This is a genomic window from Micromonospora halotolerans (assembly GCF_032108445.1).
Lineage (GTDB): Bacteria > Actinomycetota > Actinomycetes > Mycobacteriales > Micromonosporaceae > Micromonospora > Micromonospora halotolerans.
Genome location: NZ_CP134876.1, coordinates 3220495 through 3241943, shown reverse-complemented (window position 1 = coordinate 3241943; position 21449 = coordinate 3220495). Strand labels below are relative to the sequence as shown.

At 74.5% G+C, this 21449-nt stretch carries 20 protein-coding genes and 1 riboswitch; of the genes, 6 read left to right on the top strand and 14 right to left on the bottom strand.

What is annotated here, in order from left to right; all coding sequences use genetic code 11:
* Window positions 1-11: 11 nt before the first annotated feature.
* From RMN56_RS15520 to RMN56_RS15505, 4 genes are all read right to left on the bottom strand, one after another.
* Window positions 12-629, bottom strand: a complete 618-nt coding sequence (locus RMN56_RS15520; protein WP_151463698.1) for a GTP-binding protein — start codon at window positions 627-629, stop codon at window positions 12-14.
* Entirely contained in the window at window positions 610-972 is a 363-nt protein-coding gene (locus RMN56_RS15515; protein WP_091262733.1) for a DUF742 domain-containing protein, read from the bottom strand. The genes RMN56_RS15520 and RMN56_RS15515 overlap by 20 nt, the downstream gene beginning before the upstream one ends.
* A gap of 66 nt (window positions 973-1038) precedes the next feature.
* Window positions 1039-1446 (bottom strand): roadblock/LC7 domain-containing protein, encoded by a 408-nt coding sequence (locus tag RMN56_RS15510; protein ID WP_151463699.1) that lies wholly within the window; start codon window positions 1444-1446, stop codon window positions 1039-1041.
* Window positions 1443-4484 carry a sensor histidine kinase gene (locus RMN56_RS15505; RefSeq protein ID WP_313724441.1) on the bottom strand — a complete coding sequence of 1014 codons (3042 nt, stop codon included), beginning with the start codon at window positions 4482-4484 and terminating at the stop codon, window positions 1443-1445. The genes RMN56_RS15510 and RMN56_RS15505 overlap by 4 nt, the downstream gene beginning before the upstream one ends.
* A gap of 447 nt (window positions 4485-4931) precedes the next feature.
* Here RMN56_RS15505 and RMN56_RS15500 point away from each other — a divergent pair, with 447 nt between their 5' ends.
* Entirely contained in the window at window positions 4932-6113 is a 1182-nt protein-coding gene (locus tag RMN56_RS15500) for an ABC transporter substrate-binding protein (RefSeq protein WP_313724440.1), read from the top strand.
* Window positions 6114-6164: 51 nt separating this feature from the next.
* Here the strand turns inward: RMN56_RS15500 and RMN56_RS15495 are convergent, their stop codons facing one another.
* Both RMN56_RS15495 and RMN56_RS15490 read right to left on the bottom strand, forming a co-directional pair.
* On the bottom strand, window positions 6165-7085 hold the full coding sequence (locus RMN56_RS15495; protein ID WP_313724439.1) for an ABC transporter permease: 921 nt from the start codon (window positions 7083-7085) through the stop codon (window positions 6165-6167).
* A 16-nt stretch (window positions 7086-7101) separates the two neighbouring features.
* Window positions 7102-8130 carry an ABC transporter substrate-binding protein gene (locus RMN56_RS15490; RefSeq protein ID WP_313724438.1) on the bottom strand — a complete coding sequence of 343 codons (1029 nt, stop codon included), beginning with the start codon at window positions 8128-8130 and terminating at the stop codon, window positions 7102-7104.
* A gap of 285 nt (window positions 8131-8415) precedes the next feature.
* Here RMN56_RS15490 and RMN56_RS15485 point away from each other — a divergent pair, with 285 nt between their 5' ends.
* The 4 genes from RMN56_RS15485 to RMN56_RS15470 all read left to right on the top strand — a co-directional run bounded on the left by RMN56_RS15485 (window position 8416) and on the right by RMN56_RS15470 (window position 14068).
* Complete coding sequence (locus RMN56_RS15485; protein ID WP_313724437.1) at window positions 8416-9201, top strand: ABC transporter ATP-binding protein; 786 nt, start codon at window positions 8416-8418, stop codon at window positions 9199-9201.
* Between the two features lie 2 nt (window positions 9202-9203).
* Complete coding sequence (locus RMN56_RS15480) at window positions 9204-10154, top strand: LLM class F420-dependent oxidoreductase (protein ID WP_313724436.1); 951 nt, start codon at window positions 9204-9206, stop codon at window positions 10152-10154.
* On the top strand, window positions 10151-10459 hold the full coding sequence (locus tag RMN56_RS15475; protein ID WP_313724435.1) for a cupin domain-containing protein: 309 nt from the start codon (window positions 10151-10153) through the stop codon (window positions 10457-10459). The genes RMN56_RS15480 and RMN56_RS15475 overlap by 4 nt, the downstream gene beginning before the upstream one ends.
* Before the next feature lie 75 nt (window positions 10460-10534).
* The gene (locus tag RMN56_RS15470; protein WP_313724434.1) at window positions 10535-14068 is read left to right on the top strand and encodes a hypothetical protein; all 3534 of its coding nucleotides are present in this window, start codon (window positions 10535-10537) and stop codon (window positions 14066-14068) included.
* Window positions 14069-14112: 44 nt separating this feature from the next.
* Here RMN56_RS15470 and thiC read toward each other — a convergent pair whose 3' ends face one another.
* From thiC to RMN56_RS15435, 7 genes are all read right to left on the bottom strand, one after another.
* Window positions 14113-15705: a phosphomethylpyrimidine synthase ThiC gene (thiC, locus tag RMN56_RS15465; RefSeq protein WP_313724433.1), complete on the bottom strand. Its 1593-nt coding sequence runs from the start codon at window positions 15703-15705 to the stop codon at window positions 14113-14115.
* A 17-nt stretch (window positions 15706-15722) separates the two neighbouring features.
* Window positions 15723-16511, bottom strand: coding sequence for a bifunctional hydroxymethylpyrimidine kinase/phosphomethylpyrimidine kinase (gene thiD, locus RMN56_RS15460; RefSeq protein ID WP_313724432.1), 789 nt, complete (start codon window positions 16509-16511; stop codon window positions 15723-15725).
* Window positions 16508-17149: a thiamine phosphate synthase gene (locus tag RMN56_RS15455; RefSeq protein WP_376787322.1), complete on the bottom strand. Its 642-nt coding sequence runs from the start codon at window positions 17147-17149 to the stop codon at window positions 16508-16510. Before RMN56_RS15455 ends, thiD begins: the two co-directional genes overlap by 4 nt.
* A gap of 44 nt (window positions 17150-17193) precedes the next feature.
* Window positions 17194-17964, bottom strand: a complete 771-nt coding sequence (locus RMN56_RS15450) for a thiazole synthase (RefSeq protein WP_376787300.1) — start codon at window positions 17962-17964, stop codon at window positions 17194-17196.
* Between the two features lie 5 nt (window positions 17965-17969).
* Window positions 17970-18170: a sulfur carrier protein ThiS gene (gene thiS, locus RMN56_RS15445; protein WP_313724429.1), complete on the bottom strand. Its 201-nt coding sequence runs from the start codon at window positions 18168-18170 to the stop codon at window positions 17970-17972.
* Window positions 18161-19249 carry a glycine oxidase ThiO gene (thiO, locus tag RMN56_RS15440; RefSeq protein WP_313724428.1) on the bottom strand — a complete coding sequence of 363 codons (1089 nt, stop codon included), beginning with the start codon at window positions 19247-19249 and terminating at the stop codon, window positions 18161-18163. Before thiO ends, thiS begins: the two co-directional genes overlap by 10 nt.
* Window positions 19243-19869 (bottom strand): thiamine phosphate synthase, encoded by a 627-nt coding sequence (locus RMN56_RS15435; RefSeq protein WP_313724427.1) that lies wholly within the window; start codon window positions 19867-19869, stop codon window positions 19243-19245. Before RMN56_RS15435 ends, thiO begins: the two co-directional genes overlap by 7 nt.
* Window positions 19864-19974: riboswitch (TPP riboswitch) on the bottom strand. It overlaps the preceding gene by 6 nt.
* A gap of 210 nt (window positions 19975-20184) precedes the next feature.
* Here RMN56_RS15435 and RMN56_RS15430 point away from each other — a divergent pair.
* On the top strand, window positions 20185-20463 hold the full coding sequence (locus RMN56_RS15430) for a hypothetical protein (protein WP_313724426.1): 279 nt from the start codon (window positions 20185-20187) through the stop codon (window positions 20461-20463).
* 6 nt (window positions 20464-20469) lie between these two features.
* On the opposite strand, the gene RMN56_RS15425 is transcribed toward RMN56_RS15430, so the two are convergent.
* Window positions 20470-21432 (bottom strand): aldo/keto reductase, encoded by a 963-nt coding sequence (locus RMN56_RS15425; RefSeq protein WP_313724425.1) that lies wholly within the window; start codon window positions 21430-21432, stop codon window positions 20470-20472.
* Window positions 21433-21449: the final 17 nt, after the last annotated feature.

Genomic DNA, 21449 nt, shown 5'->3' with positions numbered 1-21449 from the left:
CCGGCGCCGCGTCAGCCCACCGGCGCCGCGAAGCCGTGCTCGGCCTGGAGCCGGAGCATGGCGTGCTCGACCACCGTCACCAGCACCTGCTTGACCGACTCGCGCCGCCGCGCGTCACACATCACCAGCGGCACGTCCGGCGAGATGGCCAGCGCCTCGCGGACCTCCTCCAGCTCGTACTGCGGCGCGTCGTCGAACCGGTTGAGCGCCACCACGTACGGCAGGTTCCGGTTCTCGAAGTAGTCCAGCGGCGCGAAGGCGTCGGTGATCCGGCGGGTGTCCACCAGCACGGCGGCGCCCACCGCACCCCGGATGATCTCGTCCCACATGAACCAGAAGCGGGTCTGGCCCGGCGTGCCGAAGAGATAGAGGATCAGGTCCTCGGCCATGGTGATCCGGCCGAAGTCCATGGCGACCGTGGTGGTCTCCTTGCCGGGCACCTTCGACGGGTCGTCGATGCCGACGCCCGCCGCGGTCATCAGCGCCTCGGTGGTCAGCGGCTGGATCTCGGAGATCGCGCCGACCAGGGTGGTCTTGCCCACCCCGAAGCCACCCGCGATGACGATCTTCGCGGAGATGATCTCCCGGCTGCGGTTCGCCCCGGCGGGGTCATAGTTCGCGAAGTCCACTTAGCACCCTTCCAAGCAGGTTCATGCGCGCCGCGAACCCCGTCGCGGGAGCGGCAGTGTGTAGCGTCAGCAGGCCCTCGGCCACCATGTCGGCGACCAGCACCCGGGTGACGCCCAGCGGCATCCGGGTGTAAGCGGCGATTTCCGCCAGCGACTGTGCCCGGCCCTCACAGACCGAGGCGATGCGGTACTTGTCGTGCCCGGCGAACCGCGCCTCGGCCGACTGGGTGGGCGTGCACGACAGCACCGCCTCGAGCGCGATGTTCTGCAACGGCTCGGTGCGGCCACGGGTGACCGCGTACGGCCGCACCAGCGCGCCACGCGGATCTCGTCGTGGTTCCATCTCGCGATCACCTCCCCTCGTTCGGAGCCGGACGGGCTCCGGATCACCAGGTCACCGGACGGCCGGTCAGGGCCGGACGGCGTCCCTCGGAAGCGGGACCAGCGCCTGGCCGACCCGTTCCACCAGCAGCGCCATCTCGTAGCCCACCTGACCGACGTCGCAGCTCCGCGCGGCCAGCACGGCCATCGACGAGCCGTCGCTGATCGACATGAGGAAGAGGTATCCGCTGTCCATCTCGATGACGGTCTGGAGCACCCCGCCGGCGCTGAACATCCGGGCGGCACCCTCGGTCAGGCTCACCACTCCGGACGTGATCGCGGCGAGCTGGTCGGCCCGATCCGTCGGCAGGTCGCGGGAGGAGGCGAGCAGCAGCCCGTCCGCGGACACCGCCACCACGTGGGCGATGCCCGCCACGCTGTCGGCGAAGTTGGTGAGCAGCCAACCCATGTCCTGCATGGCCGCTGGCCTGTTCATCGGTTCGTCTCCTTGGTCGAGGTGCTGTTCAGGTCCGCGCCGGCCGTCCGACCCCGCTGCACACCGCGGTGGTAGGCCGACAGCAGGCCGCGTACTTCGTCCGGGGTGCGCCGGGCGGCGGCCCGGCTGCCCTTCGGCTCGATGCCGCCGGGCACGAGCTGGGCCTGCGGCACCCGCTTGGGCAGGCCGGAACGGGTGGTGCCGCCGTTGCTGGGCTCCGCGGCCTTGCTGGCCCGCGACCACCCGTCGTCGGCCGCGGTGCGCCACGCCTCCGGGTCGATCGGCGGCGGTGTGGGTGCCGGCAGGGGTACGGCCGCGGCGGGCGCCGGGGACGGCACCGCCGGCGGGGTGTACGGCGGTGGCGTGGTGAGCCCGCCCGCCTGGGCGCCCGGGGTGCGGGTCGGCAGCGGCGGACGCGGCGACGCGCCGGCGGGCTGCACGGCGGCGGGCTGCACGGCGGCAGCGGGCTGCGCCGGCGGCTCCTCGTCGAACCGGGGGCGGGTGAAGATGGTGGTCTCGTCCTCGCCGTGCGAGCGGAACCACACCGCCTCCATCTCCCGGAAGATCGGCGCCTCGGCCGGGCGGGCCGACCGGGCCACCACCGGGGCCGCCGGAGCGGGCTCGACCGCCGGGGCCGGTGCGGCCGGCTGGTAGGCCGGCGGCGCTGCCGGGGCACCCGTCGCCGCCTCGCCGCCCGGCGTCCGGTGGGGCAGCGGGTCGAGCGCGGGGTGCGCGACCGTCGGCCCACCCGCCGACCAGCCGGCGCCGGAGACCGGGGCCGGGGCGACGGGGGCGGGCGGCGCGGAGGCGACCGGCGCGGCCGCCGGCACGGTGGGCAGCGCGCCGGTCGCGCCGAACTGCACGGCCGGGGCGCTGTCCCGGGCCTCGGCCGCCTGCCAGCGGGCGGGCGGCGGCGTGGCCGTGCTGCGCCACTGGTCGGCCAGGGTGGCCGTGCCGGCCCGGCCCGCGCTGGCCAGCGCGTCGGCGGCACCCACCTGGCTGAGCGGGGACTGCTCGACGGCCAGCGGCTGGCGCGGGCGGGTCAGCGGGGCCTGGCCGCGGTTCGCCGGCAGCACCACGGTGGCGTTCGGCAGGGTGACCTGGGCGACGGTGCCGCCCTCGACGTTGCGGCGCAGCTCGACCCGGATCCCGTAGCGGGAGGCGAGCCGGCTGACCACGGCCAGGCCCATCAGCCGGAACGCGGCCACGTCGACCGTGGGCGGGGCGGCCAGCCGGCGGTTGAGCGAGTCGAGCTGTTCGTCGCTCAGCCCGAGGCCGCGGTCCTCGATCTGGATGAGCACGTAGTCGCGGATGCGGCGCCCGTCGGCCACCACGATGGTGTTCGGCGGCGAGAACCGCGTGGCGTTGTCCAGCAGTTCGGCGACCAGGCGGACCACGTCGTTGACCGCGTGGGCGGCGACCGAGATGTCGGTGTCGACCGTGCCGAACTCGATCCGGTTGTAGAGCTCGACCTCCGACTGGGCGGCGCGCAGCACGTCAACCAGGAGCGCGTCGTCGCGGCGCGGCACAGCCGAGTCGGCACCGGCCAGCACCAGCAGGTTCTCGTCGTTGCGGCGCATCCGGGTGGCCAGGTGGTCCAGCTCGAAGAGCTGGGCCAACCGCTTCGGGTCCTCCTCGCTGCGCTCGATCGCGTCCAGCTCGCCGATCATCCGGTCGACCAGGCTCTGCGAGCGGCGGGCCAGGTTGAGGAACATCGCCGAGACGCTGGTCCGCAGCGCGGCCTGCTCGGCGGCCACCCGGACCGCCTCCCGGTGGACCACGTTGAACGCCGACGCCACCTGGCCGACCTCGTCGCGGTTGGTCAGCTTGATCGGGTCCCGCACCTGCTGGACGATCTCGTCCACGCCGCCGTCGCCGATGGCGTTGACGTTCTGCAGCCGGCTCACCGCGTCGGGCAGGTCGTGGTTCGCCACCGCCAGCGCGCCCTCGCGCAGCCGGCGCAGCGAGTCGTTGAGCGAGCGGGCCAGCACCACGGCCAGCGTCACGGCGATGGCCAGGGTCAGCAGCACCAGCAGGCTCTCCACGACGGCCTGCCGGATGACATCGGTGCGGACCGCGTCGGCGTCGGCGAGCAGCTCGTCCTGGAGCTGGATCTCGGCCCACCGCATCAGGTCGCCGACCGAGCCGACCGCCGCGGCGGCCTCGTCCCGGGTGACCAGCGGGACCTGCCCGACCGAGCGGGAGATGTCGTTGGCGACCCGGTCGGAGAGCTGGACGGCGTCGCCGGAGACGGTGCGGTCCACCAGGGACCGTTGGGCCGGCTCGGCGGCCCGGGAGAAGGACAGCAGGGCCTCCTGCTGGCCGGTCAGGGTGGCCACGAAGGAGGAGAACTGCTCCTCGTCGATCCGGCCGGTGGAGAGCGCCGTGAAGGCGACCGCCTCCTCCTCGGCGACCTCCGCCTTGGCGTGGGCGAAGGCGGCCACCGCGCGGCGGGCGTCGGCCAGGCCCTCCGCGCCGGGCTGCTGGGCCAGCGTGTCGCCGTACGCGACGAGGTCGTCGAGGATGATGCCGTAGCGCAGGATCGCCTCGGAGACGGGCATCTGCTGCCGGTCCAGCACCTCCTGGCGGGTGCCGTTGAGCGTCTCCAGGTGGTCGTCGATCACCTGGAGCCGGTCGCGCACCGAGGCGGGCACGTCGCCGAGCTTGCCCCGCTCGTCCCGGTAGGCCGCGATCCGCCCGTCCGTGCTGCGGACCCGCAGGTTGTAGGCGTCCGGCTTCTGGTTGGGCGCGACCAGGAAGGACGCCGCCGCCATCCGCTCCTTGTGCAGGTCCTGAGTGAGCGCCGAGACGTCGATCGACAGCGCGGTCAGCGACCGGATCCGGTTGGCCTCGTACGCGCCCTCGCCGACCGAGAGGAGTCGGATAGTTGCCAGTGCGATGACAGCCGCGACCGGAACGACGAGGATGAGGGCGAGCTTGGAGCGGATCCGCGCGTCACGCAGCCGAGGCAGTCGCCGGCGCCGGTTGCGCTCATCGGCGTCGGGGCTCTCGGGCAGGGTCGTAGATCCGGTGCTCACGACATCGCCTCCGTCGTTTCTTCCACGCCTGACCCGCCGACCCGTGCCTGGTGCAGCGGCCAGCGCCACGCGCGGCACGGCCGCGATTTCATCAGACGAGATCCTGTTTGGGAAGCGGCAGTGAGGCAGGAAACGGTCGGGGCCGACGCAACCCGTGATCCGATCACCTAATACCTACTTTTCTTCAGCCCCCTGAACAGGGCATGTCACTCCAGAGTGGTCGGATGCATCTGCGCAGTAATTGTCGATTAACGTTCCGTGTCCCCAGCATGTGGGACGGCTGTCCCGAAACGACTCCCGGCATCCGCGCTTGACCACAGGGCCCGGCATTGGCAAGGTTTTGCAGGCTTCGCGCACACCGTACGGCACACCAATCCCGATCCTCTACTGAGGACGGACGAGCGGCGGTGGTCGGGCGCTGGCCCGCGCCGCACCTGGAGGACTGAGTTGAGCCCCATCCGCTCCGCGAGCATCGCGGTGCTCGCATCGGCCGTGCTGGCCACCACGCTCACCGGCTGCGGGATCGGCGGGGAACCGCAGGACACCAGTCCGATCGTGATCGCCGCGGACCTCGAACTGTCCGGCGCCTACGCGCCGATCGGCAAGGTCTACCAGCGAGCCCTGGAACTGAGGAAGGAGCAGCTGAACTCCTCCGGTGTACTGGGCGGCCGGAAGATCAAGCTGGACGTCCGGGACAACCGCTCCGACGCCGCGGAATCGTTGCGGAACATCAACGATTTCAGCGCTGACTCGCGGGTCAGCGCCATCATCATGGGCGGCTGCAACGAATGTGCGATCGGCGCCGCCCGCACCATCGGTGAGAAGCGCATTCCCACCATCGCGCTCGCCTCCTCCGGGGAGATCACGAAACCGGTCGCCGAACGCCGCTATGTCTTCAAGCTGGCACCGAATGCCGCGGACAGCGCCGCCGCCCTCACCACCGAGTTGATCCGGCGCAACATCCGCAAGGTGGCCGTGCTGCACAGCGCCGACAAGTACGGCGAGGAGGGGCTGGCCGCGTTGAACAACGAGTTCGACAAGGCCGACATCAAGCTGACCCGCGCTGAGTCGGTGCGGACCACCGACACGGAGGTCAGCACCCAGATCGGCAACCTCACCGCCAAGAAGCCCGACGCCCTGATCGTCTGGACCCCGCCGGAGCAGGCGTCCCTGGCGGCCGCCACCGCCCGGCAGAGCCGCTTCCCGGGCGCCTTCTTCTTCGACGCCTCGGCGGCCGGTGACCTCTTCCTCGGCGCGTCCGCCCGGTCCACCGAGCGGACCACGCTGATCTTCACCCAGACGATGGTGATCGACGACGTCATCGCCACCACCCCGGCCAAGGCCGCCCGGCGGCAGTGGTTCCAGGAGTACACCGCCCGGTTCGGCGGCTACAACGGGTTCTCCTCGTTCGCCGCCGACGCCGTCCAGCTCATCGCCGACGCCGAACTGCGGGCCGGCGGCGAGCCGGGCGAGGTGGACCGGGGCGCCCTGCGCGAGGTCCTGGAGACCGCGCAGCTCGACGGCCTCTCCGGACCGATCCGGATGACCCCGGACAACCACTCCGGCCTCATGCCGCAGGCGCTGACCACGCTCGTGGCCCGCGGCGGCCGCTGGCGCCTGGCGGGCTAGCGGCCACCGCTCCCGGCAGGAGGCGGAACGCTTCCTGCCGGGAGCAGCCGGTCAGCGAGCCGAGGTGGTGGCGCGGACCCAGGGCAGGGCCAGGCGCTCGACCAGGCTGAGGGCCGAGTAGAGCACGATGCTCATCACCGCCACCAGCACGATCGCCGCCCACGCGGTCGCGGTGTCGCCGGCGCCGTTGTACTGGAGGATCTGGTAGCCCAGCCCCGGCCGGTCCGAGTAGAACTCCCCGATCACCCCGCCGATCGCGGCCAGCGGCATGGCCACCTTCAGCCCGACGAAGATCTGCGGCAGCGCGGCCGGGAAGCGGACCTTCCGGAACGCCTGCCACCAGGACGCGTTCAGCGAGCGGCCCAGCTCGGCCAGGTCCGCGGGAGTGGTGGTCAGCCCGGTCGCCGTGGAGAGCACGATCGGGAAGAAGCAGAGCAGGAACACCATGGTCAGGATGGGCTTCTGCCCCCAGCCCACCGAGATCACCAGCAGCGGGCCGAAGGCGATCTTCGGCACCGCGTTGACCGCCACGAGCAGCGGGGCGAACATCCGCTCCACCCGGCTGGACGCGGCCAGCGCCATGCCGATCAGCACCCCGGCGAGCGACGAGAGCAGGAAGCCGAGCAGGGTCATCCAGGTGGTGATGCCCAGTGCCGGCAGCAGCACGTCGGTGGTGCCGACCAGCGAGCGCCACACCGCCTGCGGCGGCGGCAGCGCCGCCGGATGGACCAGGTGCAGCCCCGACGTGACCAGCCACCAGGCGGCCACCGCGATGACCAGCCCGAGCGCCGGCAGGCCCACCGCCGCCGGGCGGACGGCGAGCCGGCGCGGAGCGACGGCGGGCTCCGCCGGCGCCGCCTCGGCCTGGGTCCCGGTCAACTGCGTCAACGTGTCCTCCTCTCTGCGCCGGCCGACGACCGGCACGCGAAGGGGGTGCGCCCCGCCGGGTGTCCCGGCGGGCCGCACCCCCATTGCCCGAGCCGACCGGTCAGGCCTTCGGCGCGAGGTTGAAGTCGATGATCTGGTCGGGGGTGAGGTCCTGCTTGAGCGCGCCGGCGCCCTGGAGCAGGGCGATGGTCTTGGCCACCCGCTCGTTGTCCACGGTGCCGATCGCGGTGCCGGAGTTGTTGGAACGGACGTACGCGGCCATCAGCTGGAGCTCGGCGGCGGCCGCGGCCGGGTTGGCGGCCGGCACGTTCTTCTTCAGGATCTCGCCCGCCTCGTCCGGGTGGGCCAGCGAGTATTCCAGGCCCTTCAGCAGCGCCGCGGTGAACCGCTTGACCATCTCCGGCTTCTCCTTGGCGATCTTGCTGGAGGTGACCAGCACGTTGCCGTAGAGGTCCTGCATCACGTTGCTGTACGGCAGCACGACCGGCGTCTTCTTGGTCACCGTCTGGATGGTGGGCTGGCCGACCACGAACTGGCCGATGCCGTCGACCGCGCCCGAGCCGAGCATGCCGATGAGACCCTGCGCCTCACCGTTGACCCAGGTCACCTTGCTGGCATCGATGCCGGCCAGCTTGGCGTACGTCGGGAAGAGCATGCGCACGACGGAGGTGGGGGTGTCGGCGAGCTTCTTGCCCTCGAGGTCCTTCGGGGTGGCGATGTTCTTGCCCTCGACCGTGGCGATGGCGGCCATGGTGCGCTGCTGGATCGCCGCCACGGCGACGAAGTCCTTCGCCTGGCCGTTGGCGTACAGGAGGATGGCGCCGGTCAGGTCGACCGGGGCGAAGTCCGCCTGCCCACCGGCGACCTGGACCACCCCACCGGTGCCCTGGCCGGGCTTGATGTCGACGTCGAAGCCGGCCTCCTTGAAGAAGCCCTTCTCCTTCGCCACCCAGGCGTAGGAGTCACGGCCGAAGTTGCCGAACGAGGTGAGGTAGGTCACCTTCTCCGCCGCCGCGCCGTTGCCGCCCTTGGCGTCGTCCGACTTGTCCGAGTCGCTGCTGCAACCGCCGACGAGGGCGAGGGCGGTGGCCAGCGCCGCGGCGGCGACCGAACGGGTCAGCCTTCTCATCAGTGCACCATGTCCTTTCCGACCAGGGCATGTTCGCCCGGTCGGGTCGTGGGTCCGACGGTGTCGGCAGGAGGGGGCGCCGACGGGACCGTCGTGAGGGGACTCTTCGCGCGCAACAGCGTACGAGAAGGCCGATGACGTCAGGCGGGCGTGCGGGTTGCGGAACGGAAACGAAGTTGCCTGACGGAAAGGAGACTGACGTCCACCCTGGATGGTGCTATAAGGACGCCCTCCCGCTACGCTAGCCCGGCTCGCGATCGCGACTGGGAAGGGAGCCGGCGGGAGATGATCCGACTGTCCGGGGTGTCCCGCACCTTCGACGGCCGCTCGGGGCGGGTCGAGGCGCTGCGCGGCATCGACCTCGACGTCGCGGAGGGCGAGTTCGTGGCCGTCCTCGGCCGCTCCGGGTGCGGCAAGTCCACACTGCTCCGCATGATCGCCGGCCTGCTCCCGGTCACCGAGGGCGAGATCACCGTGGCCGGCACGCCGATCACGAGGCCCCGCCGGGACATCGCCATGCTGTTCCAACGACCCGCACTGCTGCCCTGGCGCACCGTGCTGGACAACGTCCTGCTGCCGGTGGAGATCTTCGGCTGGAGCCGGGCCAAGCACCGCGACCGGGCCCGCGAGCTGCTGGAGATGTCGGGGCTGGGCGGCTTCGAGAAGCGCCTCCCGCACGAGCTCTCCGGCGGCATGCAGCAGCGGGTCTCGCTCTGCCGGTCGCTGATCGGCGAGCCCCGGGTGATGCTCATGGACGAGCCCTTCTCCGCGCTCGACGCGCTCACCCGCGAGGAGCTCTCCGGCGAACTCCAGCGGGTGCACATGGAGACGAAGGCGACCATCGTCTTCGTCACCCACTCGATCGACGAGGCGGTGCTGCTCGCCGACCGGGTCGTCGTGCTCAGCCCGCGCCCCGGCCGGATCCGCGAGGTGGTCGAGGTGGCCGTCCCCCGGCCCCGCACCCTGGGCCGCCACGCGCACCTGGCCGAGGTGGCCCGGATCAGCGCCGAACTGCACGAACTGCTGATGGAGCGCGACGCCACCGAGGGCGTCATCGCGGGAGGATTCTGACCATGCGGGTGTCCGTCTTCACCGAGCCGCACCGCGGGGCGAGCTACGACGACCAGCTCCGGTTCGTCCGGCTGGTCGAGGAGACCGGCTTCGAGGGCTTCTTCCGGGCCGACCACTACCGCGCCATGGGCGACGAGCCCGGGCTGCCCGGCCCCACCGACGCCTGGCTGACGCTGGCCGCGCTGGCCCGGGAGACCTCCCGGATCCGGCTCGGCACCCTGGTCACCTCCGCCACCTTCCGGCTGCCCGGGCCGCTGGCCGTGATGGTCGCCCAGGTCGACCAGATGAGCGGCGGCCGGATCGAGCTGGGCATCGGCGCCGGCTGGTACGAGCGCGAGCACACCGCCTACGGCATCCCGTTCCCGGCCGTCACCGAGCGGTTCGACCGGCTGGCCGAACAGCTGGAGATCATCACCGGGCTGTGGCGCACCCCGCTCGGCGAGACCTACAGCTTCACCGGGGACCACTACCGGCTGGTCGACGCGCCCGCCCTGCCCAAGCCGGTGCAGCAGCCCGGCCCGCCGGTGATCGTCGGCGGCCGCGGCCCGAAGCGCACCCCGGAACTGGCCGCCCGGTACGCCGACGAGTTCAACATGCCGTTCAAGACCGTCGCCGAGACGGCCACCGCGTACGAGCGGGTCCGCGAGGCGTGCGACCGGACCGGCCGCGCCGCGTCGGGGCGGGCGCCGCTCGTGCTCTCCGCCGGGATCGTCGTGGCCATCGGGCGCACCGACGCGGAGGCGCAGCGCCGGGCCGCGCCGCTGCACGCCAAGAGCGCGCTCCCGCCGGAGGACCCGGTAATCGGCTCCCCCGCCCAGCTCGTCGACCGGCTCGGCGAGTTCGCCGCGATCGGGGCCACCCGGGTGCACCTGCGGCTGATCGACTTCGACGACCTCGACCACGTGGAGCTCATCGCCGCCGAGGTGCTCCCCCAACTGGACGGACCACGATGACCGACCTCTCCGCCGACCTCGAACTCGGCCCGGTGGGCCAGGAGATCGTCTTCGAGAACGACCGGGTACGCGTCTGGCACATCCGGCTGGAGCCGGGCGAGCGGCAGCCGTTGCACCGGCACGACCACCCGTACCTGGTGGTGGCGATCCAGGGCGCGAAGAACGTGGTGCAGACGATCGACGGCACCACCATCGACGCCGACGAGCCGACCGGCGGGGTGGTCTACCGGGACCCCGGCGCCGTGCACATGCTGACCAACGTCGGCGACACCACGTACCTGGCCCGGCTGGTCGAGCTGAAGTAGCCACGCCGACGCCATCTCGCCGCGCCGCGGGTGGCAAGGTGGCGATCGGGTGCACCGGGCCGTAACGTGCCCGACATGGCCTTTCGGACGTGGGGCAGGCTGCTGCTCACGGCGCTCGGCGTGAGCGTGCTGGCCGGAGCCGGCCAGCTGGGCATCGCGTACGGCTTCGGTGCCGTACGCCTCGACGGCGCGTTCGTCGACGACTCGGTGAACCGGTGGCCCGCCCAGCTCGCCTGGGTCGGCTGGTTCGCCGCGATCGCCACGGTCGCCGGGGCCGTCCTCACCGAACGCCTCGCCCGCCGGGACGACTCCCCGGCCGGCACCACCGAGCTGCTCTCCATCGCCGGCGTCAGCGGGCTGGGCGCGATCGTGGTCGCTCCGCTCTGCATGCAGCCGGCCCGCGCCGCCGAACTGGGCGGCACCGTCGACCCGGTGTGGGCGGTCGGCATCTGCGCCGTCCTCGGCGCGGTGGTCGGGGCGGGCGCGGCGATCGCCGTGCTGCTCAAGCCACCGTTCGGCTGGAGCATCGCGCTCACCGCCGCGGCCGTCTGGCTGCTCGCCCTGATCTCCGTCGCGCCGTCGGTCGCGTCGGCCGGCACGCTGCCCACCGTACGTCTCGGCGTCCTCGAACCGTCCTGGCTGGATCCGGCCGCAGCCGAGCGGCTGGCCATGCTGCTGCTGCCCACCCTGGCCCTGCTGGCCGGCGCGGCGGTCGGCGCGCTGGCCCGGCGGGCCGGCTACCTGCCGCTGGTCGGCGGCGCGGCCGGCGCGGCCGGCCCGGTCCTGCTGGCCTTCGCCTACCTGACCGCCGGCCCCGGCACCGCGGCCGACCGCTACCAGCTCGCGCCCTACTACGGGGCGCTCATCGCGGTCGCCGCCGGAGCGCTCGGTTCGACGGCCACCACGGTGCTGCCCCGGCCCGTGACCGCGGCGGACGAGCCCGGCGCCATCGAACCGACCGACATCCTCCAGGCCCTGCCGCCGTCACCGGCCACTCCCGACCCGGCCAACCCGGCTCCCGCCGCCCCGATGCCCGTGCGCCCCGCCGGGGCGCCCAGCCCCGCCCACTGGGACTGGCCGGCCGCCGGCGGGCTCACCCCGGCACCCGTACCGGCCGGGCTCACCCGACGGCCCAACGGTCGTCCCGCCCCCGAGCGGCCGGCGGACCGGGACGAGCCGACCCCGGCGCACGGACCGGCCTTCGCCGGCGAGCGCGACGCGACGCGGCCGGGCTCGATGCGGCACCGGTTCGACGTGACATCCTCCGCCGACGCCGCGGAGGCGACCGGTCCGGCCCCGGACGCGCACGGTGCGGACCGACCGTCCGCCGAGCCCGGCGCCCCGGCGTGGCCCGCCACTGCCGACGAGATCGCCGCGCGGCACCAGACCCCGGACGGCCCGACGGCGGACGTGGCCCACGAGGTGACCCCCGAGGGGCACGGTCTCGACCGGCCGACCGCGTCGACCGCCTTCCCCGAGCAGGGTTCGGACGTCCGACGTCCGGGCCGGCCGTCCGACGACACCAGCCTGGGGCAGCTGCCCGGGTCGCCGCCCCCGGGACGGCGGACCTCCGCCATCGACGTGCTCGCCGCCGGCCGCCCGACCCCGCCGGCCGGGCCGGAGCCGGTGACCCGCCCCGCCCCGGCGACGGAGCCCGCCTTCCCGGCGGCAGCGCGCACCGAGGGCACCAGGGCCACGGGCCGAACCGGGGCACCGTCCGTCGCGGCGGAACCGGCCACCCCTCCCCCACCGACGACGGAGCCGGTGCACCCGGCGGCCACGAGGACCACGGGCCGGACCGAAGCCCCGGCCGTCGCGCCGCGCACGGCACCGGACCGGACGGAAGCGGCGGCGGCACCCGAGGTGGCCGAAGCCGCCCCCGCCGAGCCGGCGCCGGAGGCCGCTCCGACGCGGGCGACGCGATCCAGGCGGAGCCGCGCCGCCGCCTCCTCCACACCCACGCCCCCCTCGGCGGACGACACGCCCTCGCCGGCCCCAGCGGTGGACGCCGCTCCATCGGCGGCCCGACCGGCGGGGGACGCTCCGTCGGAGGCCCGGCCGGTGGAGGCCTCACCATCGGCGGCTCGACCGGCGGACGACGCCACCCTGGCGGGCGCCCCCGGCACGGAGGCAGCGGCCGAGGCCGGTGATTCCGCCGCGGCCGCGCCGGCTCCGGCCGGCCGCGCGAAGCGCACCCGCAAGCCGCGTACCACCCGGACGGCCCCGGACCAGGCGCCCGAGCCCACCCCGACCACCGCACCGGCCAGCACCACCGAGCCGACCGCGACTTCCGCGGACACCACGGCCGCGCCGGCCACCACCACAGCGGACGGCACCGCCCGGCGAGCCGCCAGCAGGCGGGACGGCACCACGGCCGCGCCGGCCGTCGCCACAGGGGACGGCCAGCAGCAGGACCCCCAGCAGTACCGGGGGCCGGAGGAGCAGTCCACCTCCGGGCGAGCCGCAAGCAGGCGGGACGGCACCGCCGCCGAGGCGGCCGGAAGCACGCCGGATCACCCCTCCGCGCCGGCCGACGGCATCCCGGCCACCACCGCGCACGCCCCGTCGACCGGCGCCGAGCCGGCCGGGACGGCCCGGCCCGCGGACGTGCCGGAGACGCCGGCCCCGGCGGAGGCCGACCCGAGTGGCGGCGGCACGCCGGCCGCGGGCGAGCGGCGGAGCTTCTTCTTCGACCCCGAGCCGGTGCCGGCCGACCTGCCCGAACCTCCGGCGTCACCCCGGCCGCGGATCCCGATCTTCGAGGACGTGACCCCGGGTGACGTCCGGCCGGCCTGGCCGGTCGCGCCCGCTCCGAACTGGCCGGTCACCCCGCGCGGCGGCACGGAGCCGGCGGCACCGGACGGTCCGGCCGCCGGCCGGGACGCCCGCCCCGAGGGCACTCCGGCTGCCGGCCCCGCCCGGCCCGAGCCGGCGCCACGTCCCCGGCACCGGGCCCTGCCCGATCTGGGCCGGAGCACCGGCTGGGAAGCCCTGGCCAACGCCCGCCCCGCCGGCCCGACCGCCCCGCCGCCCACCGGCCGGACCCCGGACACCACCGCCTCCACCGGCGCGATCCCGGCAGACACCGACACCACCGGCCGGGCTCCGGAGACCACCCGCCGGACCCCGGAAACCACCCGCCGGACCCCGGAGACCACCGGCCGGACCCCGGAGACCACGGACCGGCGCCCGGGGACCATCGGCCCCGCCGCCGAGACCACCGGCCGGCTGCCGGAGTCCACCCGCCCCGCCGCGGAGACCACCGGCCCCGAGGCCGCCGGCGTCACCGACCGGGCCCCGGAGGTCACCGGCCCGATCCTTTCGGCCTGGGACGCTCCGGCCCCGGAGTCGACCGGCGGCGCATCCGGCGGCCGGCACGCCGACGGGTCCGGCGCGAGCCCCGAGGCGGCCGGCGGGAAGTCCAAGTCCCGGCGCAGCCTGTTCCGGCGTAACCGCGGCAAGGGTGCCGAGCCGGGCGAGGTCGACCGCGACGCCGAACCGCTCGCCGCGCAGGACGAGGAGTACGTCGACTGGGTCGCCGGCCTCGCCTCGGACGACAACGCGGACGACGCCCGGTCGCTGCGTACCGGCCGGCACCACCGCGACTGAGCCCGCGGGGCCGGGTCGACCAGCGGCCCGGCCCCCGGCGGCGGTCAGGCGAGCGGCAGGTAGACCCGCGAGCCGCCGGCCACGAACTCCTCGGACTTGTCCTTCATGCCGCGCGCCGCGTAGTCCTTCAGCTCCTGGGTGATCTTCATGGAGCAGAACTTCGGCCCGCACATCGAGCAGAAGTGCGCGGTCTTCGCCGGCTCCGCCGGCAGCGTCGCGTCGTGGTACGACCGGGCGGTCTCCGGGTCCAGCGCCAGGTTGAACTGGTCCTCCCAGCGGAACTCGAACCGGGCCTTGGAGAGCGCGTCGTCCCAGGCCTGCGCCCCGGGGTGGCCCTTCGCCAGGTCGGCCGCGTGCGCCGCGATCTTGTACGCGATCACGCCGGCCTTCACGTCGTCCCGGTCGGGCAGCCCGAGGTGCTCCTTCGGGGTGACGTAGCAGAGCATGGCGGTGCCGAACATGCCGATCATCGCGGCGCCGATGGCCGAGGTGATGTGGTCGTACGCGGGCGCGATGTCGGTGGTCAGCGGGCCGAGCGTGTAGAACGGCGCCTCGTGGCACCACTCCTGCTGGAGGTCCACGTTCTCCTTGATCTTGTGCATGGGCACGTGGCCGGGGCCCTCGATCATCACCTGCACGTCGTGCGCCCAGGCGACCGTCGTCAGCTCGCCCAGGGTGCGCAGCTCGGCGAACTGCGCCTCGTCGTTGGCGTCCGCGATCGAGCCGGGCCGCAGCCCGTCGCCGAGCGAGAACGTCACGTCGTAGCGGGCGAGCAGCGCGCACAGCTCCTCGAAGTGGGTGTAGAGGAAGTTCTCCTCGTGGTGCGCCAGGCACCAGGCCGCCATGATCGAGCCGCCGCGGGAGACGATGCCGGTCACCCGGTCGACCGCCAGCGGCACGTACGGCAGCAGCACCCCGGCGTGCACCGTCATGTAGTCGACGCCCTGCTCGGCCTGCTCGACCACCGTCTCGCGGAACACGTCCCAGCTCAGCTTCACCGGGTCCCCGCCGACCTTCTCCAGCGCCTGGTAGATCGGGACGGTGCCGATCGGCACCGGCGAGTTCCGCACGATCGCCTCGCGGGTCTCGTGGATCCGCCTGCCGGTGGACAGGTCCATCACGGTGTCCGCGCCCCACCGGGTGGCCCAGGTCAGCTTCTCCACCTCCTCGGCGACCGAGGAGGTCACGGCCGAGGTGCCGATGTTGGCGTTGACCTTGACCAGGAACGCCTTGCCGATGATCGCCGGCTCGCACTCCGGGTGGTTGACGTTGAGCGGCAGCACGGCCCGCCCGGCCGCGATCTCGTCCCGGACGAACTCCGGCGCGACCCCCTCCCGGATTGCCACGAACTCCATCTCCGGCGTGACGATCCCGGCCCGGGCGTACGCGAGCTGCGTGGGCCGGCGACCGTCCACGCCGGCCAGCGGGGTGCCGGCGCCGCGCACCGGTGCGACGTCCCCGCGGGCCGCGATCCACGGTCCGCGCAGGGGCGGCAGCCCCACCTCCGGCTCGGATCCCGGGCCGGAGGTGTCGTAGAGCCGGACCGCCGGGTTGTCCCCGGTCAGCGCCACCTCGGCGAACGGCACCCGGATGTCCGGACGTGACCCCTCGACCCAGACCTTGCGACGTGCGTGCATGACAGCCTCCCTGTCGCTCAAGCGGACCAGCCGAAGTGGTCCAGCGGGCCATGTCCCGCGCCCAGCTCCCAGTGCCGCGCGCCGGTCAGCGCGCGGCTCACGTACTCCTTGGCGGCGGCCACCGCGACCGGCACCGGGTCACCGGCCGCCAGCCGGACGGCGATCGCCGCCGAGAACGAGCAGCCGGTGCCGTGGTGGTGCCGGGTCGGCACCCGGGGCGCGCGCAGCAGCGTGGTGACGCCGCCGCCGGCCAGCACGTCCACCGACTCGCCGGCCGCGTCCACGTCGCCGCCGGTCACCACCACGTGCGCCGGGCCGGCGGCTACCAGCGCCTCGGCGGCCGCGACCATCTCCTCGACCGTGGTCACCGGGCGTCCGGTGAGGGCCGCGGCCTCCGCGCAGTTCGGCGTCGCCACCTCGGCGTACGGGAGTAGCCGCTCGACGGCCGACACCACGCCGAGCCGGTGCCCGCTGGTGGCGACGAGCACCGGGTCGACGACCAGGTGGGGGAGGCGGCCCGCCTTCGCCGCCTCGACCACCACGTCGGCGACGGCGGGAGTGCCGAGCATGCCGGTCTTCACGGCGCGTACGGCGAAGTCGCCGAGCACGCTGTCGAGCTGGTCGCGCACGGTCTGCGGGGGCAGGGGCAGCACGGCGTCCACGCCCCGGGTGTTCTGGGCGGTGACCGCGGTGATCACGCTGGTGCCGTAGGCCCCGAGGGCGGCGAAGACCTTGAGGTCGGCCTGGATGCCGGCGCCGCCGCCGGAATCGGATCCGGCGATCGTGAGCAGTGTCGTCGGTGTCATGGCTTTCCCCTGGTGGCGGTGGGGGCTGGTCGGGCCGCCCCGTGACCGGCCCGACCAGCGAATTCGTGGGCCGCCGTGAGCGCGGCGGCGATCCCGGCGGGGTCGTCGGCGCGCATCAGGGCGCCGAGCACGGCCACCCCGGCGGCGCCGGCCGCGCCGCACTCCTGGACCTGCTCCGGGGTCTCGACGCCGCCCAGAGCGAGGACCGGCACGGGGCTCGCGGCGATCAGCTCGCGGAGCCCGGCGGGGTGCAGGGGTGGGCCGTAGCCCGGTTTGGTCCTCGTCGGGAAGACCGGCGACAACGTCGCGTAGTCCTCCGTGGTCAGTCGGGCCAGCTCCGTGGCGTCGTGGCAGGAGCGGCCGACCAGCCCGGCGGCCGGCGGCGGGTACGGGCCGGCGGCCGGCAGGTGGACCGCGTCCCCGCCGAGCGGGTCGGGACCGGCCACGACCAGGGCGCCGCCGGATCGGCCGAGGAGGGCGCGCAGCTCGGCGGCGAGCACCATCCGCTCGGCCCGGGGCAGGTCCTTCTCCCGCAGCACCACCCAGCGCACTCCCCCGGCCACGGCCGCCGCCACGACCTCGGCCAGCGGTCCCCGCGCCAGCCGCCGGTCGGTCAGCAGCACGACGCCCGACGGCACGGAGCGGTCCGGCCGCGCGCCGAGCGCGACGGAAGCGGGTGCCGTCACAGGTCCGGCCTCCCCTCGTCCGGAGTGGAGGCGAGCGCGTGGAAGCGGCGGGCTATCCGGCCCGCCCCGTACGCCAGCCGCCCCGCCTCGACGGCGTGCCGCATGGCGGTGGCCATCGCCACCGGGTCGGCGGCCCGGGTGACCGCGCTGGCCAGCAGCACGGCGTCGCAGCCCAGCTCCATGGCGAGCGCGGCGTCGGAGGCGGTGCCGATCCCCGCGTCGAGGATCACCGGCACGTCCACGCCCTGCCGGATCAGCCGGATGTGGTGCGGGTTGGTCACCCCCAGCCCGGAGCCGATCGGCGCGCCGGCGGGCATCACGGCCGCGCAGCCGACGTCGGCCAGCCGCCGGGCCAGGATCGGATCGTCCGAGGTGTACGGCAGGACGGTGAACCCGTCGGCCACCAGTTCCTCGGCGGCGCGCAGCAGCTCCACCCCGTCGGGCAGCAGCGTGCGCTCGTCGCCGATCACCTCCAGCTTCACCCAGTCGGTGTCGAACGCCTCCCGGGCCAGCTGCGCCACCTTCACCGCCTCGGAGGCGGTGTAGCAGCCGGCCGTGTTCGGCAGCAGCCGCACCCCGCACCGGTCCAGCAGGTCGAGCAGGCCGCCGGCGGCGGCCGGTGCGGTGTCCACCCGGCGCAGCGCCAGGGTGACCAGTTCGGTGCCGGAGGCGCGGATGGCCTGCTCCAGCACGTGCAGGTTGCCCGCGCCGCCGGTTCCGAGGATGAGCCGGGAGCCGAAGCCCACCCCACCGATCTGGAAGGACATCCGGCTCACCCGCCCTGGGCGGCGCTGAGCACCTCGACCCGGTCGCCGTCGCGCAGCACGGCCGCCGACCAGCCGCCGCGCGGCACCACCTCGCCGTTCACCGCGACCGCCAGGCCGCGTTCCTGAGCGGTGACCGCGCGGACCACGTCGGCGACGGTCGAGCCGCCGGGCAGGTCCCGTCCCGCGCCGTTGACGATCAGTTCCACCTGGGCTCCTTCCCGAACCGGTCCGGGGTGAAGGGGGCGAGCAGCGGGTCCGGCTCGCCGGTGACGATCAGCTCGGTGACCAGGTCGGCGGTGACCGGGGTGAGCACGATGCCGTGCCGATGGTGCCCGGTGGCGACGAGCACGCCGGGCCGGCCGGGCAGCGCCCCGATGATCGGCGCGTTGTCCGGCGTGCCGGGGCGCAGCCCGGCGGTCGCCTCCACCAGGTCGTACTCGGCCAGCTCCGGCACCAGGTCGACGGCGGCGCGGAGCAGCCGGAGCACCGCCCCGGCGGTCACCTCGGTGTCCGCGCGCTCCTCGACGGTCGCCCCGACCACCACCTCGCCGCTGTCCCGGGGCACGAGATAGACCGACTCGCCGTCGGCGTACCCCCGGATCACGTGCCGGAAGTCCGGCGCGCCGCGACCGGGCGCGCGGAGCCGGAGCACCTGGCCCTTGACCGGCCGGACCGGCAGCCCGGTCAGCGCGGCGGCGCCGCAGCCGGCCGCCACCACGGTGGCCCCGGCGTCCACCTCGGACAGCGCGCCGACCCGGGCCGGGTTCAGCACCGCGCCGGCCCGCTCGGCCGCCGCCCGCAGCGCCGGCACCAGCCGGCGCGGGTCGACCTGGTGGTCGCCGGGCGCGACCGCGCCGCCGCGCACCCGCGGGGCCAGCGCCGGCTCGCGGTCGCGCAGCTCCGAGGGGCGCAGCGGCGTGATCGGCAGTCCCCACCCCTGCTGGTACGACCAGAGCCGCCGCGCCTCGGCCAGGTCGTCGGCGGTGAGCCCGACCACCAGGGTGCCGTCGGCGCGGTAGCCGACGTCGGCGCCGGCCGCCTCGGCCAGGTCGGCGGCGAAGCGGGGCCAGCGCGCGGCGGACTCGGCGAGCAGGGCGGTCAGCTCGTGCTCACCGAAGTACGCCTCGGCGACCGGGGACAGCATCCCGGCGGCGACGTGCGAGGCCCCGGAGCCGGGAGCGGGATCGTGGACGGTCACGCGCAGCCCGCGGGACGCGCACCGCCACGCGATCGCCAGCCCGACCGGTCCCGCCCCCACGATGGCGACGTCCGGTCGGGTCAGCACGCCAGCGCCTCGATCAGCTCGGCGGTCGTCCGGCCCGGATCGGGGCTGGCCGACAGCGCGCCCACCACCGCCACCCCGTACGCGCCGGCGGCCCGCAGCGCCGGCACCGACGCGGCGGTCACCCCGCCGATGGCGATCACGGGCACGTCCACGGCACCGGCCACCGCCCGCAGCCCGGCCGGGCCGATCGGCTCGGGCAGGCCGGACTTGGTGGTGGTCGCGTGACAGGGGCCCACGCCCAGGTAGCTGGCCCCGGCGGCGACCGCCGCGGCGGCGCCGCCCGGCTCCCGCGCGGTCGCGCCGAGCACGGCGCCGGCGCCGAGCACCCGGCGGGCGGCCGCCACCGGCAGGTCCTCCGCGCCGACGTGGCCTCCGGCGGCGCCGACCGCCAGCGCCACGTGCAGCCGGTCGTTGACCAGGCACGTCGCCCCGTACGGCCGGCACAGCCCGACCACCCGGCTGGCCAGCTCGTACGCCTCCCGGTCGGTGGCGTCGTCCTCCACCCGGACCTGGACGACCAGCTCGGCGCGGGCCACCGGCAGGACGGCGCGCAGCACGGCGAGAGGCTGCCGACCCGGCCGGGTGTCGGTGATCAGATGCAGTCGTCCCAGGGACGGCACGGCAACTCTCCTCCCTGCGCCGGCATTACCCGGATCAGGTTCGACGGTCGGGGGCTTCCAGCCCCCCTCTCAGCCCGGTGGCACCGGGCTCCCGTGGGTCACTTGCGGGCCTACCGTACGACGTGTGCGCGGATCCGCCAAGGGGCGGGTGGGGAATTTCCCACCGACCGTCCGAGGTGGAGTACGCAGACAGCGGGTGATCTCCCGCTCACGTCATGCTGTCCGGATGCCCTCGTCCGCCCGCGTCCCCCGCCGGCTGTCCGTCCGCCGTTCCGCGGCAGCACCGCAGTCGCCGAGGGGCTCCTGACCTGGACCATGCTGCGGAGTCCAGCGTGGATCCGGCTGCTGCCGGACGTCTACGTGCACCGCGACGGCCACCGCGCCGGCGATCACCGGATGTGGTGCGACGCCGTGGCGCTGCTGTTGCCGGCGCACGGTGCGATCGCCGGACGCAGCGCCGCCTACCTCTGGGGTGCGGATCTCCTCGCCCGCGACGCGCCGGTCTCCGTGCTGCTGCCGCCGGACGCGCGGATGCGGCCACATCCCCGGACAGCACGCTGCCCCGGCACCGGGCGGGGTGCCGGGGCAGCGTGAGGTGGGTCAGAGGATCGCGTCGAGGGCGTCGAGGTCCTCGTCGGTGGGCTGCCAGGTGCCCGCCTCGGCGTTGGCGCGTACCTGCTCGGGCGTGGTGGCGCCGGCGATCACCGAGGTCACCGCGGGCCGGGCCGCGAGCCCGCCGATGGCCACCTGGAGCATGCTGATCCCGCGCTCGGCCGCGTACGCCTCGATGGCCTCGATGGTGTCCCAGTCGGCGGCGGCGAGGCGCTGGGCGTACCGGCCGCCGCCGGAGAGCCGGCTGCCGGCGGGCGGGGCCTCGTCCCGCTTGTACTTGCCGGTGAGCAGGCCGTTCGCGAGGGGGAAGAACGGCAGCATGCCGAGCCCGAACCGCTCGCACGCCGGGATCACCTCGGCCTCGACGCTCCGCTCCAGCAGCGAGTAGTGGTTCTGCGCGGAGATGAAGCGGGTGCGGCCCTGGGAGGAGGCGGTCCAGTCGGCGTCGGCGATCTGCCAGCCGGCGAAGTTGGAGTTGCCGAGGTAGCGCACCTTGCCGGCGGTGACCAGGTCGTCCAGCGCCGCGAGGGTCTCATCGATGGGGGTGCCCGGGTCGGGCTCGTGCATCTGGTAGAGGTCGATGTGGTCGGTGTCGAGGCGGCGCAGGGACGCCTCGACCGCCCGGGCGATGTAGCGGCGGGCGCCCCGGGCGCCGTGGTCCGGCCCGTTCAACCCGTGCATGTCCATGCCGAACTTGGTGGCGACCACCACGTCGTCCCGGCGGCCCTTGAGCGCCTGCCCGAGCAGTTCCTCGGAGCTGCCCTGCGGCTCCCCGTAGATGTCGGCGGTGTCGAAGAAGTTGATCCCGGCGTCGAGCGCGGCGTCCACGACCGCGCGGGTGCCGTCGAGGTCGAGCTTGCGGCCGAAGTTGTTGCAGCCGATGCCGACGACGGACACCACGAGTCCGGAGTCGCCGAGCCGGCGGTAGGTCATCTCAGTCACGAGATCCACCCTATGCCGGTGGGCGC

Excerpts from the sequence above, each read along its gene's own strand:
- RMN56_RS15510 (WP_151463699.1), bottom strand. The coding sequence starts at position 1,446 with ATGAACAGGCCAGCGGCCATGCAGGACATGGGTTGGCTGCTCACCAAC.
- RMN56_RS15490 (WP_313724438.1), bottom strand. The coding sequence starts at position 8,130 with ATGAGAAGGCTGACCCGTTCGGTCGCCGCCGCGGCGCTGGCCACCGCC.
- RMN56_RS15450 (WP_376787300.1), bottom strand. The coding sequence starts at position 17,964 with ATGTCCTTCCAGATCGGTGGGGTGGGCTTCGGCTCCCGGCTCATCCTC.
- RMN56_RS15515 (WP_091262733.1), bottom strand. The coding sequence starts at position 972 with ATGGAACCACGACGAGATCCGCGTGGCGCGCTGGTGCGGCCGTACGCG.
- RMN56_RS15470 (WP_313724434.1), top strand. The coding sequence starts at position 10,535 with ATGGCCTTTCGGACGTGGGGCAGGCTGCTGCTCACGGCGCTCGGCGTG.
- RMN56_RS15430 (WP_313724426.1), top strand. The coding sequence starts at position 20,185 with ATGCTGCGGAGTCCAGCGTGGATCCGGCTGCTGCCGGACGTCTACGTG.
- RMN56_RS15480 (WP_313724436.1), top strand. The coding sequence starts at position 9,204 with ATGCGGGTGTCCGTCTTCACCGAGCCGCACCGCGGGGCGAGCTACGAC.
- thiD (WP_313724432.1), bottom strand. The coding sequence starts at position 16,511 with ATGACACCGACGACACTGCTCACGATCGCCGGATCCGATTCCGGCGGC.
- RMN56_RS15495 (WP_313724439.1), bottom strand. The coding sequence starts at position 7,085 with ATGGGGGTGCGGCCCGCCGGGACACCCGGCGGGGCGCACCCCCTTCGC.
- RMN56_RS15485 (WP_313724437.1), top strand. The coding sequence starts at position 8,416 with ATGATCCGACTGTCCGGGGTGTCCCGCACCTTCGACGGCCGCTCGGGG.
- thiC (WP_313724433.1), bottom strand. The coding sequence starts at position 15,705 with ATGCACGCACGTCGCAAGGTCTGGGTCGAGGGGTCACGTCCGGACATC.
- RMN56_RS15475 (WP_313724435.1), top strand. The coding sequence starts at position 10,151 with ATGACCGACCTCTCCGCCGACCTCGAACTCGGCCCGGTGGGCCAGGAG.